Genomic DNA, 15,196 nt, shown 5'->3' on the forward strand with positions numbered 1-15,196 from the left:
TGGCAGTCGGATTCATTGGCCGAGCGCCTCAATGTCGGCGGCCGTCCATAGGCGGGTATCCGCCGGCATTGGCCGGCGTCTGTGACGGGCTGCGAGTTGGCTGCGATAGAGTTCGTTGTAGTTGGGCTCGGCCAGAATCTCGCGCGTTTCGTGCTCCAGCCTCACGCCAATCTCCATGTATTGCTCGAGATTGGTGAGATCGGGTTGCGGCACGCGGCCCTGCTGATGCTCGGCGCACATCTGGGCGTACAAATCTTCGAGGCTCGCCACTAGGCGATCCATGTCGAAGAGCACGCAGGTGTGGCGGTTCTCTTCAAGGTGCGTCTTGTAGGCCTGTATTTGGGCCGGATCGCCGGCCAGGGCGACGGCGCGCTCGACGTAGTCCTGCGGGGTGTAGCAGATCAGCTCTTCAAGACCCGCGGCGCGTACCAAACTGCCGCAGACCCGCGAGGCGAAACAGCGCCCCGCCAGCGTCAACACGGGAACACCCATCCACAGAGCGTCCGAGGCCGTCGTGTGGGCCCCGTAAGGCGAGGTATCGAGGAACAGGTCCGCCAGCGGATAACGGGCCAGGTGGAACGGGTTATAGAGCTTTTGCGCGAAGACGATCCGCTCCGCCGCGATCCCTGCCGCGACCGCATGCTCGCGCAGGCGGGCGTTGGTGGTTTCGTTGTGATCGAGCAGCCAGAGCACCGAATTGGGCACGCGCTGCAGGATCTCCATCCAGCGCCCGAAGGTGAACCGGGTGATCTTCTGGGAGCCGTTGAAGCAGCAGAAGACGAAGGCGTCGTCGGGCAGGCCGGCGTCGGCCCGCGTCGGCTTTTCAGGCGCGACGACACGTTTGCGGTCGTTGGCCTGATAGCAGGGCAGCCGAAGCACCTTCTCCGAATAGTACATCTCCATTTCCGGCGGGATGATCCACTCGTCGGCGATGATGTACTGGTGATAGGGCGTGGCCATCGTGCCTGGAAAGCCGAGCCAGTTGACCTGGATCGGCGCGGGCCGGCGAGCGAAGGCGCCAGTACGGCTGTCACGCGTGTGACCGTTGACGTCGATCAGCACGTCGATGCCGTCGTCGGCGATACGACGCGCGGCCTCGTCATCGGTCATGGCCCGGATATCGACCCAATGCTCGACCGCGCCCTGGATGCGGGCGCTGATCGTCCCCGTCGCTGGACCGCAATAATAGGCGAAGACCTCGACCTTGCTGCGGTCGTGGAGTTCGAACATCTCGGACATCAGATAACCGACCGCGTGGTCGCGCAGATCCGACGAGACATAGCCGACGCGGATGCGGCGGCCTGTCAGGTCGATCTTCGCATCCCTGCGGTCGAACGCGTCCAGATCGAAGGTCTCTGGGACCGAGCGTTCCGTATAGGCGGCGGCGGAGGCCAGCTGCAAAAGCGGATCATCCGTATAGGCGCCCAACGACAGAGGATGGATGCCACCCACCAGTCGCTCGCGGGTGATGGTCTCGGACGGAATGACGATAGGCCATTTGCAGCCGCCCAGCCGGCGCGCGGTGTACTGCTCCAGCACGTCATACTGGGTGGGGTCGAGATCCAGGCACTGGTACAGCGGAACTTCCGAATCCAGTCCCAGGTCGTGTTCGCCCAGGACGCGGCCGAGTTGCTTGAGCGCGGTCACCTTGTAGGTAAGGACCATCCCAGTGAGGGGCACTTGGCGATCCACGGCGGTTCGCCATTGCTCCACCGCTTCGGCCACCATTCCGCGCTTTTCGAGCACGCTGCCAAGGTTGATGTACCCGGGCAGGAAGTCAGCATTCACCTCGACCGACGCGCGCAGCGAGGCCTCCGCGGACGCCAGGTCTCCCAGTTGCTGCTGAAGGCCGGAATTGTTGAAATAGGCGACGAAGACGTGCGGGTTCTGCGGATTGAAGGCGATCCAGATCCGATAGAGTTGCTCGGCCATGGCCGTATGTCCCGAACCACCGAGACGACCGGTCGCCTCGAGCAACTCGGTCAGAGGGTAGCCGCCAGCGGTGATCCGCTGAACCGCGGAGACGAATAGAGCTTCGGACATACTGCCTTCGGACACGTCTGGTCACAGGGACGCACGGCGCACACGACGCCGAAACGAGGCGAGTGCAGAACGCTTGCCCGATTCGATCAAGCTGATCTTGGAACCCCATGGAACCGACAACTTCGCAACGAGAAATGGGCCGGTCATGAGGTTATGACCGGCCCATCATTCGTGATCTGAAGCGCCTTAGTGGGGCCCGAAGAGGGCGTCCAGCTGTTCGCTGTTGAAGTACGGCACCTGCGTGTCCTGGATCGCGGCGATCTGGTTCACGTCCATCGAGGCGATGTTCGTGGTCGAGAGCGCTGCGATCTGCGTCTGGGTCAGGGCGGCGATCTGGGTGGTGGAGATCGCGTCGATGTCCGTAGTCGTCATGGCGCCGATCGCCGTGGAGTTCACACCCGCGAAGGCCGTCGCGCTGATGGCGGCGAGCTGAGCCGGCTGGAACTCACGAAGATCCGTGACGCTCAGCTCCGCGGTCTGCTCCTTGGTCAGACCGGCGATCTGGGTATCCGCCAGCGCTCCGATCTGCGTGCTGGTCAGTGCCGAGACGAGGCCTCCACCCAGACGACCAAGCTGCGTCGACGCCAGGGCGCCGAGTTGCGTCGTCGTCAGGTCGCCTGCGTCACCGGTCTGCAGAGCGCCGATCTGGATCAGGCTCAGGGCCTTGATCTGGTCGGTCGAGAGCGATCCGAACTGCGTCTGGGTCAGCGCTGAGAGATTAGCGCCCGACAGGCCCTTGATCTGCGTCGTGCTCAAAGCCGCGATCTGCGTGGTGGTGAACTCGCCCATGTCGGTCGAGGTCAGCGCCAGAAGCTGCGTATTGCTCAGCCCCTGGACCTGCGTCGTCGTCAGCGATCCGAAGGTCGTGCCGTCGATGCTGTTCAGGTTCGTGGTCGATAGCGCTCCAAGTTGCGCGCCGGTCAGTTGCTTGATCTGCGTCGTCGTGAAGTCGGCGAAGTCAGCAACCGACAGACCCTGAACCTGGGCCGTCGTCAGCCCGCCGAGCTGCGTGCTGTCCAACGACCGGATTTGCGTCTCGCTCAACGCCGACAGCGCCGTCTTGCTCAGGCTGCCGATCTGGGTCGAGGTCAGGCCGTCAAGCTGGGTTGCCTGCAGCGACGCCAGCTGGTCGCCCGTCAGGCCGCCGACCTGGGCCGCCGTCAGAGAGCCAAGCTGTGTGCCGTCGAACTCCGCCAGGTCGCCTGCCGTCAGACCATCGATCTGGGCGTTCGAAAGCGCCTTGATCTGATCGGTGGTGAGCGAAGCGACCTGCGTGCTGGTCAGGCCGGACAGGGCGGTCGAGGACAGGGCGCCAATCTGGGTGGTCGCCAGAGCCGCGATCTGGGTGGTGGTGAACTCCTGGACGTCAGCCGCGCTCAGCAGTTGGAACTGCGTGGTCGTCAAGGCCTTCATCTGATCGGCGTCGAACCCTTGGATCTGGTTCGTGTTGAGCGCCGACAGATTGGTGCCTGTCAGGGCGCCAAGCTGCGTGCCCGCCAGCCCATCGATCTGGGTGCTGGTGAACTCGGCCAAATCACCGCCCGTCAGCTTGCTCATCTGCGTCGTGGTCAGACCGGCGAGCTGTGCGGCGTCGAGCGAGCGGACTTGCGTCTCATCCAGCGACGAGAAGTTGGTCGCGCCTATGGCCCCAATCTGGGAGGCGGACAGGCCGTCGAGTTGGGTCGTATCGAGTTCGGTTAAGCCGCCCGACAGCGCACCCAGCTGGGCCGCCGACAGCACCCCAAGCTGCGTAGCCGAGAACTCACCGATATCCGTAGCGCTCAGGACCTGAAGCTGGCTTGTAGTCAGCGCCTTCACAGCCGTGGTCGACAGGGCTGTGAACTTGGTGGCGTCGAGGCCCGAGATCGCGGTGCCGGTCAGGCCGGTCACCTGGGTATTGGCCAGGGAGCCGATTTGGGTCGTATCGAACTTCTGCAGGTCGGTCGAAGACAGAGCCTTCAGCTGGTTGGCCGAGAAGTTCTTCAGCTGCGTCGTCGTCAGAGCGCCAACCTGAGTGGTGTCGAGACCGCTGATCGCGGTGCCGCCTAGGCTCTTCAGCTGCGTGTCGTTCAGGGCGGCGATCTGCGTCGTGCCGAACTCGGCGAATTCAGTGCTCGACAGTGCGCTGATCTGCGCAGTCGAAAGACCGCGAACCTGCGTCTCATCCAGCCCGCGCACTTGGGTCTGCGTCAGGCTGATGAAGTTGGTGGTCGACAGTGCGCCGAGCTGCGAGCCCGTCAGCCCAGAAACCTGGGTGGTCGTGAAATCACCGAAGTCGGCGGCCGACAGAGCCTTCAACTGGGTGGTGGTGACCCCCTGGAGTTGGCCGGCGTCCAGAGCCTGCACCTGAGTCTCGCTCAAAGCCGCGAAGTTGGTCGCGCCCAGTTGCCCGACCTGGGTCGAGGTCAGGCCGGAGATTTGGGTGGTGCTGAACTCGGCGATATCCGTCGCCTTCAACCCAGCCAGTTGCGCCGCCGTCAGGCCGGACAGTTGACCGCCGTCGAGCGAACGAACCTGGGTTTCGTCCAACGAAGCCAGCCCCGATGCGCTAAGCGCGCCGATCTGCGTAGAGGCGAGCCCGTCAAGATTGGTCGTGCTGACGTTCGACAGTCCACCCGCCAGGCTGCCCAACTGGGCGGCCGACAGGGCGCTGAACTGATCAGTCGTAAATTCCCCGATGTCCGTCGCCGAAAGCAGCGACAGCTGCTTGGTCGTCAGGCTTTTGACCGCTTCAGTGGTCAGAGCGGCGAACTTGGTGGCGTCGAGCGCCGACAACCCGGTGCCCGTCAGGCCTGCGATCTGCGTATTGGCGAGCGCACTGATCTGAGTGGTGGTGAACTTGGCGACGTCTCCGCCAAGTTGGGTCAGGGCGGCTGTGGTCAACGCCTTCACCTGGTCGGCGCTCAGGGCGCCCACCTGGGTCGTGTCGAAGGCCTTCAGGGCCGTGCTGGCCAGGTTTTTCACCTGAGTGGTCGTCAGGGCGGCGATCTGGGTCGTGCCGAACTCGGCCAGATCGGTAGCCGAGAGCTTGCTCAGCTGCGCCGTCGTCAGACCGCGCACTTGGGTCTCGTCGAGACCGCGAACCTGCGTCTCGGTCAGGCTGGACAAGGCGTCCGTCGAGAGGGCCCCCAGTTGGGCCGCTGCCAGACCAGCCACCTGAGTGGTGGTGAAGTCAGCGAACTCGGCCGCCTTCATACCCGTCAACTGGGTCGTCTTGATGCCGGCGATCTGGTTGGCGTCGAGATACCCTACCTGGGTGCTGCTCAAAGCTTCGAACTGCTTGGCCGACAGCTTGCCGATCGCATCAGAGCTCAAGCCCTGGATCTGGGTCTGGGTCAGGCCGCTCATCGCGCTCGTCGTCAGACCGACGATCTGCGTCGCCGCAAGGGCGGCGAATTGCGTGGCGCTAAACTCGCCAATGTCAGTGGCGGTCAGATTGCTGAACTGGGCCGAGGTCAGCTTGTTCAATTGAGCCGGATCAAGCGCCTTGACCTGCGTGCTGTCCAGCGCCGACAGGGCCGTCGCGGTGAGCGCGCTCACCTGGGTGTTGGCCAGCGCGCTGATCTGGGTGCTGGTGAGCTTGGTGACATCCGCGCCAAGTTGCGTCAGGGCGGCTGTGGTCAACGCCTTCACCTGATCGACGCTCAAGGCGCCCACCTGGGTCGTGTCGAAGGCTTTCAGGGCCGTGCTGGCCAGGTTTTTCACCTGAGTGGTCGTCAGGGCGGCGATCTGGGTCGTGCCGAACTCGGCCAGATCGGTAGCCGAGAGCTTGCTCAGCTGCGCCGTCGTCAGACCGCGCACTTGGGTCTCGTCGAGACCGCGAACCTGCGTCTCGGTCAGGCTGGACAAGGCGTCCGTCGAGAGGGCCCCCAGTTGGGCCGCTGCCAGACCAGCCACCTGGGTGGTGGTGAAGTCGGCGAACTCAGCCGCCTTCATGCCCGTCAACTGGGTCGTCTTGATGCCGGCGATCTGGTTTGCGTCCAGATAACCCACCTGGGTGCTGCTCAGAGCCTCGAATTGCTTGGCCGTCAGCTTGCCGACAGCGTCCGAGCTCAAGCTCTGGATTTGAGTCTGGGTCAGGCCGCTCATCGCGCCCGTCGTCAGACCGACGATCTGCGTCGCCGCAAGGGCGGCGAATTGCGTGGCGCTAAACTCGCCAATGTCAGTGGCGGTCAGATTGCTGAACTGGGCCGAGGTCAGCTTGTTCAGCTGAGCCGGATCAAGCGCCGTAATCTGCGTGCTGCTCAGCGCCGAGAGCGCCTCGCCCTTCAGAGCGCCAATCTGAGTGTTGGCCAAGGCGCTGATCTGGGTGGTCGAGAACTTCGCCATATCGGTGGCGGTCAGCGCGGTCATCTGCGCGACGGTCAACGCCTTGACCTGATCGGCGCTCAGGGCGCCCATTTGGGTCGTGTCGAAGGTCTTCAGGGCCGCCGTGCCGAAGCCGGAGACTTGCTTGGTCGTCAGGGCGGCGATCTGGGTCGTGCCGAACTCGGCCAGATCAGTGGTCGACAACTTGCTCAGCTGCGCCGTCGTCAGGCCGCGGACCTGGGTCTCGTTCAGGCCTCGGACCTGGGTCTCGGTCAGGCTGGACAAGGCGTCCGTCGCTAGCGCCCCGAGTTGAGTGGCTGCGAGGCCAGCCACCTGGGTGGTGGTGAAGTCGGCGAACTCAGCCGCCTTCAGGCCCGTCAACTGGGTCGTCTTGATGCCGGCGATCTGGTTTGCGTCCAGATAACCCACCTGGGTGCTGCTCAGAGCCTCGAATTGCTTGGCCGTCAGCTTGCCGACAGCGTCCGAACTCAAGCTCTGGATTTGAGTCTGGGTCAGGCCGCTCATCGCGCCCGTCGTCAGGCCCGAAATCTGCGTCGCGGCGAGAGCGGCGAACTGCGTGGCGCTCAACTCCCCGATGTCAGTGGCGGTCAGCTTGCTGAACTGAGCCGAGGTCAGCTTGTTCAGCTGAGCCGGATCAAGCGCCGTAATCTGCGTGCTGCTCAGCGCCGAGAGCGCCTCGCCCTTCAGAGCGCCAATCTGAGTGTTGGCCAAGGCGCTGATCTGGGTGGTCGAGAACTTCGCCATATCGGTGGCGGTCAGCGCGGTCATCTGCGCGACGGTCAACGCCTTGACCTGATCGGCGCTCAGGGCGCCCATCTGGGTCGTGTCGAAGGTCTTCAGGGCCGCCGTGCCGAAGCCGGAGACTTGCTTGGTCGTCAGGGCGGCGATCTGGGTCGTGCCGAACTCGGCCAGATCAGTGGTCGACAACTTGCTCAGCTGCGCCGTCGTCAGGCCGCGGACCTGGGTCTCGTTCAGGCCTCGGACCTGGGTCTCGGTCAGGCTGGACAGGGAGTCCGCCGCCAAAGCGCCCAGTTGGGTCGCGGCAAAGCTGGCTACTTGAGTCGTGGTGAAGTCGGCGAACTGGGTCGCCTTCAGGCCCGTCAACTGGGTCGTCTTGATGCCGGCGATCTGGTTTGCGTCCAGATAACCCACCTGGGTGCTGCTCAGAGCCTCGAATTGCTTGGCCGTCAGCTTGCCGACAGCGTCCGAACTCAAGCTCTGGATTTGAGTCTGGGTCAGGCCGCCGACCGCAGAAACCGACAGGGCGGCGACCTGAGACGCCGCCAAAGCGCTGAATTGGGTGACATCGAACTCGGCGACATCCGTCGCGCTGAGCTTGCCAAGCTGCGCGCTCGTCAGCTTATTGAGCTGGGCGCCTGTCAGGCCTTGCACCTGCGTGCTGCTCAGCGCCGACAGCGCCTCGCCCTTCAGGGCGCCAATCTGAGTGTTGGCCAGGGCGCCGATCTGGGTCGCGGAGAACTTCTCCATATCGGTGGCGGTCAGCGCGGTCATCTGCGCGGCCGTCAGCGCCTTGACTTGCTCAGTGCTGAGGCCACTGACCTGGGTTGTATCCAGGAACTTCAGCGCGGCCGTGCCGAACCCGGCAATTTGCTTGGTGGTGAGCGCCCCCAACTGGGTCGAGCTCAGTTCACCCAGGTCAGTAGAAGACAGACCGCTCAACTGCGCCGCAGTCAGGCCCTTGATCTGGGTAGCGTCGAGGAAACCGGTCTGGGTGCTGGTCAACGCCGAGAATTGCGTCTTCGACAGGCCGCCGACTTGCGTAGCGGTCAGCGATTGGACCTGGGTCTGATCAAGGGTCCCAAGCGCGGTGGTGGACAGGCTGTTCAGCACAGCCGTCGACAGACCGCCAAGCTGGGCCGTGCTGAAATCGTCCAGATCGGTTTGATTGAGACTCTGCGCCTGAGCCGTCGTCAGCCCTTTGAGCTGGGTCGTATCGAGCGTCTGGACCTGGGTGCTGGACAGAGCCGAGAAGTTGGCCGCGCCCATGCCGGCGATCTGCGTGGCCGCCAAGGCGCCGATCTGCGCGGCGTCGAACTCGCCCACGTCGGTGGTGGAGAGGCTCTGCAGCTGAGTAGTGGTCAGCCCCTTCACCTGATCAGTCGTCAGGCTCTTGATCTCGGTCGCGTCGAGATTGGAAAGGTTCGTCGTCGACAGCGCGCCGATTTGGGTCTTCGCCAGACCATCCAGATCCGTGATCGTGAACGCGGCCGCCTGGGTCGTGGTCAGCGCCCCCATCTGGCTCGTGTTGAAGACCGCCAGCTGGCCGCTGCTGAAAGTGACGTTATTGGCCAGGCCCTTGATCTGGTCGGCCTTGAGCCCCTTGATCTGGGTCGCCTCGAGCGCCGCCACCTGGGTGTCCGCCAGAGCCGCTACGCCCGTCGCACCGAGCGCGCCGAGCTGCGTAGCGTTCAGGCCTTTGATGTCGGTGGTTGACCACCCGCGCACCATCGTCGCCGAGGCGGAGGCTAGCTGCGTGGTCGAAAGAGCCGAGGTGAGCGACATGTGACCGTTTTCCTAGTCCAGTAGCGCGAGCGACGTTCTGTGGCCCAAAACAACAGATTCGGGGCGATCACTCCACCTAAGAGCGCTCTCCCCCACTGCCCACTACCCATGCCGTCCTTTCCAATTTGTTACGAAATCAAGGGAAGGCCGCGAAATCGCAGAAAAAGAGGCGTCGTAAAAAAGATACGCGCGCTCGAATCCCTGAGGTTTCTAGGTCGGCGGACCTCATCACCAGACGGCTTCTAATAATATGGGAGGCCGACCAACAATAACGCGCGCGATTGCCCGCCAGAGCGCACAAATTGAGTAAAGCTGTGATTATCCACGCTCGGTCAGAAGCTAGAATTTCCTCAAATCTAAGACGTCAAATCATAGATATCGCCCGTTAACCGTACTCAGACGATCTCATGCCTGCGACGCTTCGACCCCAAGAGCTTCGGCCATCCGCACAAGGTCGGCGACGGAAGCCACCTGCATCTTTCGCATCATGTTCCCGCGATGGATCTTCACTGTGATCTCGCTAAGGCCCATTAGGTGGGCGATCTGCTTGTTCATCAGCCCCGCCGTCACATGCGTCATGACCTCACGCTCCCGCGGCGTCAGGGCGGCGTGCAGGCTGCGTAGATCGGCGACCGCGTCAGCCTGCTGTCGGCGCTTGCGGTCCCGTTCGATGGCCGCGGCGACGGCGTCGAGCATGTCTTGATCGCGGAAGGGCTTGGACAGGAAGTCGACGGCCCCCGCCTTCATCGCACGCACGGTCATGGGGATATCGCCGTGCCCTGTCATGAAAATGATAGGCAATTCGATGTGGAGACCAGCCAACTGCCCTTGGAAATCTAGGCCGCTGATGCCCGGAAGGCGCACGTCCAACACCAGGCACCCCGCCTCCGGTCGTTTGCGCTGAAGAAACTCGGCGGCCGATCCATAGGTCTCAACCGAATGCCCTACCGAGCGCAGCAGGCTGTCCAGCGAGGCGCGCACGGACAGGTCGTCGTCGATGACGAAGACCGGCGTCGGTTCGGAAGGATTGGCGGGACTCAAGATCGCTGCTCTCCGGGAACGCGCAATCTGACCTGAAACCCCTTGGGGGAAAAGGCCCCGACCGCACCGTCGCCGATCGCGGCCCTAAACCGAAGTATAGGTCGATCCTACCTATGCGGTACCTCAAACCCACCTAGGTTGGATGGTGCGACATTCTGTCAAACCGCAATCTCAAGTCATCGAAACCCACCCGGCCCCGCCGCAGGAGATGACGAGATGACCTACCAAGTCGCTGCTTCCACCTTCTCTTCCTATTCGGCCGCCGGCGCCCCGGTGATCGCCGAACTCCTCGCCAACGCCCAAAGGACCCTTGAGTCCGACCTGGACGCCGCCCGCGGCTATGTGGCCCGCGTCGCCGCTCTGCTGAACGGCGAGCAGAGCGCTGAAAAGCGCGCTGCGGTCAGCGGCGGCCTCGCACCCTGGCAAGCCAAGCGCATCGAGGCTTTCATCGAAGAGAACCTCGACAGCACCATCAGCGTCGAGAACATGGCTGGCCTGGTGCGCCTGAGCGCGGGTCATTTCGGTCGCGCCTTCAAGGACAGCTTCGGCGAGACGCCCCACAGCTACGTGATGCGTCGCCGCGTCGAGCGCGCCAAGCGTCTGATGCTAAGCACCCGCGAGCCGCTGAGCCAGATCGCCATCGCCTGCGGCTTCGCCGATCAGGCCCACTTCTCCAACCTGTTTCGCAAGCAGGTCGGCGCGACCCCGAACGCCTGGCGCCGGGCGAATTGGATCGAAACCGGGTTCGCCCAGGCCGCCTGAAGAACGGCCGCCTAGGTGACGACGAAGCCCTTCCAGAACGGATCGGCCTGGTCGATCCAAATCTGATTGAAGCCTGTGGCGATCGCCGAGCCCTCGATGGACGGAATGATCGCCGGCTTGCCGCCCAAATCCGTCGCCGCCTCGACGCGACCGATGAAGCGGCTGCCGATGTAGCTTTCGTGGACGAAGCGGTCCCCCACATTCAACCGCCCCTTGGCGGCCAGGTGGGCCAGGCGGGCGGAGGTGCCCGTGCCGCAGGGACTGCGGTCGATAGCCCGCTCGCCATAGAAAACCGCATTGCGTCCGTCGGCGCCCTCGCCTTTCGGCTTATCGGCCCAGAGGATATGGCTTACGCCCCGGATGGTGGCGTCAAGCGGGTGGACGGGTTCATAAACGTCCCGCACCAGCCGCCGGATCACCGGCGACAGCTCCAGGATCTTCGCCGCGCCCAGGTCGTCCAGGTTGGTGTAGGCGCCTTGCGGCTCGATGATCGCGTAGTAGTTGCCGCCATAGGACACATCGACGGTCAGCGTCCCAAAGCCCGGGACCTCGATCTCGATCCCCTCCGCCGCCAGATAGCTGGCCACGTTACGGATGCGGACCCAGGTGACCTTGTCGCCTTCCCATCCGTACTCGATGTCGATGACGCCGGCCGGCACCTCGACCTTCAGCCTGCCCGGCTCTCGCGGCAGGATCAGGCCGTTATCGAGGCCGAAAGTCATCATGCCGATCGTGCCGTGCCCACACATGGGCAAGCAGCCGCTGGTCTCGATGAACAGAACGCCCACGTCAGTGTCGTGACGCGTCGGCGGATAAAGGAAGCCGCCGGACATCATGTCGTGGCCGCGGGGCTCGAACATCAGACCGGTGCGGATCCAGTCGAAGCGGGCCTGGAAGTCAGCCCGGCGTTCGCTCATGGACCCGCCGCGCAACAGGGGCGCGCCGCCCGCCACCAGGCGGACCGGGTTACCGGCCGTATGGCCGTCGATGCAGAAGAAGGTGTGGCGCATTCGCGTCTCTTAGGCTGCCTTGGAAGCCAGGGTGGGACGAGTCTCGGCCGCGCGCTCGACCATCTTGGTCACCTGATCGCGGCGCGCGCCGGCCAGGGGCAGACGCGGCATGCGCACGCGCTCCGAACCACGGCCCATGATCTGCTCGGCCAGCTTGATCGACTGGACCAGATCGTGATCCGCGTCCAGATGAAGCAGCGGCATGAACCAGCGATAGATTTCTCGTGCACGGTCCAGGTCGCCGCTGTTGATCGCCGCCACCAGGGCCAGGGATTCCTGCGGGAAGGCGTTAGTCAGACCCGAAACCCAGCCCTGGGCGCCCAGCAGCAGGCCTTCCATGGCCACGTCGTCCAGGCCGGCGAACAGGGTGTAGCGGTCGCCGAACTCATTGATCAGGTCGGTGAAGCGGCGCGGATCGGGCGCGCTTTCCTTGACGGCCACGATGTTCTTCACGTTCGACAGTGAGGCCAACGTGCCCATGGTCACGCTGGTCCGGTATGCTGGCGGGTTGTTGTAGAGCATGATCGGCAGCGAGGTCGCCTCGGCCACCGTGCGGAAGTGAGCGTGCAGTTCGGCTTCCGTCGGCACATAGACCATGGCCGGCAACAGCATGATGCCAGTGGCGCCGATCTTCTCCATGTCCTGGGCGAAGGCCACGGCTCGGGTGGTGGTCAGTTCGGCGCAGCCGGCGATCACGGGCACGCGACCATTCGAGGTTTCGACCGCGGCGCGCACGACGTCGCGCTTTTCTTGCGGCTCCAGGGAGTTGTTCTCGCCCACGGTCCCGATGATGATCAGACCGTTGACGCCATCGTTGATCAGGCCGTCCTGAACCCGCTGGGTTGCATCCAGATCGACCGCCAGGTCGGGGGTGAACTGAGTGGTGGCGGCGGGAATGACGCCGGACCAGTCGCAGGTGGAAGCCACTTGTTTCTCCTTCAAGATCGTCTACCGTATACGATATCGAACAAGCGGCGGATGGCAAGGCGCCTCAGATGGTCAAAACAGCGCTGGTGATCGGAGGGGGTGTCGTCGGAGCGGCCAGCGCCTTCCGTCTGCAGCAGTTGGGCCTGCAAACCATACTCGTCGATCCCTGCGATGGTTCGGCCGCCTCGCTCGGAAACGCCGGCCATATCGCCGTTGAACAGGTGGAGCCTCTGGCCTCCTGGCCGACCATTCGCTCCGCCCCCCGACGCTGGTTCGGGCGCGGGGGCGCCCTTGATGTGCGCGATCCCCTCGCCTTTCTGTCATGGGCCAGGCGCTTCGTGGCCGCCGCGGGGCAAGAGCGTTTCGCATCCGGCGCCGACGCCCTTCGGTCCCTTCTTCTTCATGCCATGCCCGCCTGGCGACGCCTTGCCGATGACCTTGAGCGGCCCGACCTGTTGTCCGAAACGGGTCACCTGCTGGTCTGGGAAAGCCCCGAGAGCGCACAACGCGGGCGCGCTGCCTGGGCCGCCGCAGATACCGGCACGGCCCGCATCCAGCCTCTGAGCGAGGCTACCCTCGACAACCTGTGGGGTCTGACCCGCAATCGTCCCTCAGACGGCATCCGCTTTTCCGGCACCGCCCAGGTCTCCGACCTCGGGCAATTGGCCGGCGCTCTGGAAGCGGCCTATCGCGCCATCGGCGGTGAGCTGCGCGCTACCAGGGTAGAGGCCCTTACACGCGAGAACGGCGTTGCGACGGCGCGCCTGGCCGATGGCTCGAACCTGACCGCCGACATCGTGCTCGTCGCCGCCGGCATCGGCTCCGCCCGTCTCATGGCTGGCGTAGGCCAGCGTCCGCCACTGATCGCCGAGCGCGGCTATCACCTGCGCTGGACCGACCACGATTGGCCCGTCGAACTGTCACCCATCGTCTTTGAAGATCGCTCGATGATCGTCACCCGCTTCGCCGGGGGGCTTCAGGCGGCCAGCTTCGTGGAGTTCGGTGCGCCGGGGCAGAGACCCGACCCCCGCAAGTGGGCCCGCCTGGCCGCGCATGTGAAGGCGCTTGGCCTGCCGGTGCGGGGCGAACCCAGCGCCTGGATCGGCGCCCGACCCACCCTGCCCGACTATCTGCCGGCGATTGGCCGTTCGGAAACAGCTGGCAATCTCTATTACGCCTTCGGGCATCAGCACCTGGGCTTGACGCTGGGTCCCATCACAGCCGAGATCGTCGCCGCCCTGGCCGATGGTCGCGAGCCGCCGGTCGCGCTACAGCCATTTGACCTGAACCGTTTTGAGTCGAAGAAGGCCAAGCGCGCATGACCAAGGGCGTCGGGGGCTCCACCGCACAGACCGAACTGGCCAAACTATCGCCGCCCGCTGAACGCGTCCGCCGGATCGGAACCGACGACCACCTGCAGCGCCTGGAAAAGGCCCGCCGCCTGATGACCGATCAGGGCATCGACGCCTTGATCGTCAACGCCGGCTACAGCCTGCGCTATTTCACCGGCGTGGCGTGGGGGGCGACGGAGCGCCTGGTGGCCATGATCCTGCCGCGCGTCGGCGCGCCGGTCATGATCTGCCCCACCTTTGAGCTCGGCTCACTGGAGGCGGGGCTGAAGATCGAGGCCTCGGTGCGTTGCTGGGAGGAGGACGAGAATCCCTATGCCCTCACCGCCGCGACCCTGTCGGAAATGGGCGTCGATACCGTCGCCCTCGATCCGCTCGCCTCGTTCCTGATCTTCAACGAACTGCGCAAGCAGGCCGGATTGATGACCCTTATGGACGCGTCGCCGGTGATCAATGGCTGCCGGATGATCAAGTCGGCGGCCGAACTTGATCTGATGCGCGAAGCCAAGGCCATCACGCTCGAAGTGCATCGCCGGACCGCCCGCATCCTGGCCCCCGGAATTCGGGCGAGCGAAGTGAAGCACTTCATCGACACCGCCCACCGCGCCATGGGCGCTGACGGCGGCTTCAGCTTCTGCGCCGTGCAGTTTGGCGAGGCGACGTCGTACCCGCACGGGGTCCCCGGCGACCAGGCGTTGGCCGAGGGCGATATCGTCCTGATCGACACCGGCTGCACGGTGGACGGCTACAACGCCGACATCACCCGCACCTACGTCTTCGGCGAACCCACTGAAAACCACGCCCGCATGTGGGAACTGGAGCACCGCGCCCAAAAGGCCGCCTTCGACGCCGTGCGCCCCGGCGTGCCCTGCGAGGAAATCGATGCGGTGGCTCGCCGGGTGCTGGAAGGCGCCGGCCTTGGCCCCGACTACCGCCTGCCAGGCCTGCCGCACCGCACCGGCCACGGCATCGGCCTTTCGATCCATGAGCCGGCCTACCTGGTGCGCGGAGACAAGACACCTCTGGCGCCAGGCATGTGCTTCAGCAACGAGCCCATGATCGTCATCCCGGGCGCCTTCGGCATCCGGCTGGAAGACCATTTCTACGTCACCGAGGATGGCGCGGCCTGGTTCACAGAGCCTTCGCCCTCCCTGGAGGCGCCGTTCGGCTAGTTCCGACGCTTCGGGGGAAGCGTCATTCATCCAAAAGGGG

8 protein-coding genes are annotated in these 15,196 nt (G+C 64.4%); 3 read left to right on the plus strand and 5 right to left on the minus strand.

The genetic code is table 11. The features are described from left to right. Positions 1-12: 12 nt before the first annotated feature. The 3 genes from O5K31_RS11925 to O5K31_RS11935 form a co-directional block, all read right to left on the minus strand. Positions 13-2,043 (minus strand): O-linked N-acetylglucosamine transferase, SPINDLY family protein, encoded by a 2,031-nt coding sequence (locus tag O5K31_RS11925; RefSeq protein ID WP_269713818.1) that lies wholly within the window; start codon positions 2,041-2,043, stop codon positions 13-15. Positions 2,044-2,229: 186 nt separating this feature from the next. Next, on the minus strand, positions 2,230-8,895 hold the full coding sequence (locus tag O5K31_RS11930) for a beta strand repeat-containing protein (RefSeq protein WP_269713819.1): 6,666 nt from the start codon (positions 8,893-8,895) through the stop codon (positions 2,230-2,232). 405 nt (positions 8,896-9,300) lie between these two features. Further along, the gene (locus O5K31_RS11935; protein ID WP_269713820.1) at positions 9,301-9,936 is read right to left on the minus strand and encodes a response regulator transcription factor; all 636 of its coding nucleotides are present in this window, start codon (positions 9,934-9,936) and stop codon (positions 9,301-9,303) included. Between the two features lie 216 nt (positions 9,937-10,152). Between O5K31_RS11935 and O5K31_RS11940 the strand changes: the two genes are divergently transcribed. Continuing rightward, a complete protein-coding gene (locus tag O5K31_RS11940) occupies positions 10,153-10,698 on the plus strand; it encodes a helix-turn-helix domain-containing protein (protein ID WP_269713821.1) in 546 nt (181 codons plus the stop codon). A gap of 11 nt (positions 10,699-10,709) precedes the next feature. Here the strand turns inward: O5K31_RS11940 and O5K31_RS11945 are convergent, their stop codons facing one another. Together O5K31_RS11945 and O5K31_RS11950 are read right to left on the minus strand one after the other, a co-directional pair. Then, complete coding sequence (locus O5K31_RS11945) at positions 10,710-11,708, minus strand: 4-hydroxyproline epimerase (RefSeq protein ID WP_269713822.1); 999 nt, start codon at positions 11,706-11,708, stop codon at positions 10,710-10,712. A gap of 9 nt (positions 11,709-11,717) precedes the next feature. Continuing rightward, entirely contained in the window at positions 11,718-12,635 is a 918-nt protein-coding gene (locus O5K31_RS11950; RefSeq protein WP_269713823.1) for a dihydrodipicolinate synthase family protein, read from the minus strand. Positions 12,636-12,703: 68 nt separating this feature from the next. On the opposite strand from O5K31_RS11950, the gene O5K31_RS11955 reads away from it, so the two are divergent. Together O5K31_RS11955 and O5K31_RS11960 are read left to right on the plus strand one after the other, a co-directional pair. Next, positions 12,704-13,957 carry an NAD(P)/FAD-dependent oxidoreductase gene (locus O5K31_RS11955; protein ID WP_269713824.1) on the plus strand — a complete coding sequence of 418 codons (1,254 nt, stop codon included), beginning with the start codon at positions 12,704-12,706 and terminating at the stop codon, positions 13,955-13,957. Beyond that, positions 13,954-15,156, plus strand: coding sequence for a M24 family metallopeptidase (locus tag O5K31_RS11960; protein ID WP_269713825.1), 1,203 nt, complete (start codon positions 13,954-13,956; stop codon positions 15,154-15,156). The genes O5K31_RS11955 and O5K31_RS11960 overlap by 4 nt, the downstream gene beginning before the upstream one ends. Positions 15,157-15,196: the final 40 nt, after the last annotated feature.

The sequence above is a fragment of the Caulobacter sp. NIBR2454 genome, from assembly GCF_027474405.1.
GTDB lineage: Bacteria > Pseudomonadota > Alphaproteobacteria > Caulobacterales > Caulobacteraceae > Caulobacter.

Bases quoted from the DNA above. Each gene is read 5' to 3' on its own strand.
- O5K31_RS11925 (WP_269713818.1), bottom strand. From the start codon at position 2,043: ATGTCCGAAGCTCTATTCGTCTCCGCGGTTCAGCGGATCACCGCTGGC.
- O5K31_RS11930 (WP_269713819.1), bottom strand. From the start codon at position 8,895: ATGTCGCTCACCTCGGCTCTTTCGACCACGCAGCTAGCCTCCGCCTCG.
- O5K31_RS11940 (WP_269713821.1), top strand. From the start codon at position 10,153: ATGACCTACCAAGTCGCTGCTTCCACCTTCTCTTCCTATTCGGCCGCC.
- O5K31_RS11945 (WP_269713822.1), bottom strand. From the start codon at position 11,708: ATGCGCCACACCTTCTTCTGCATCGACGGCCATACGGCCGGTAACCCG.
- O5K31_RS11955 (WP_269713824.1), top strand. From the start codon at position 12,704: ATGGTCAAAACAGCGCTGGTGATCGGAGGGGGTGTCGTCGGAGCGGCC.
- O5K31_RS11960 (WP_269713825.1), top strand. From the start codon at position 13,954: ATGACCAAGGGCGTCGGGGGCTCCACCGCACAGACCGAACTGGCCAAA.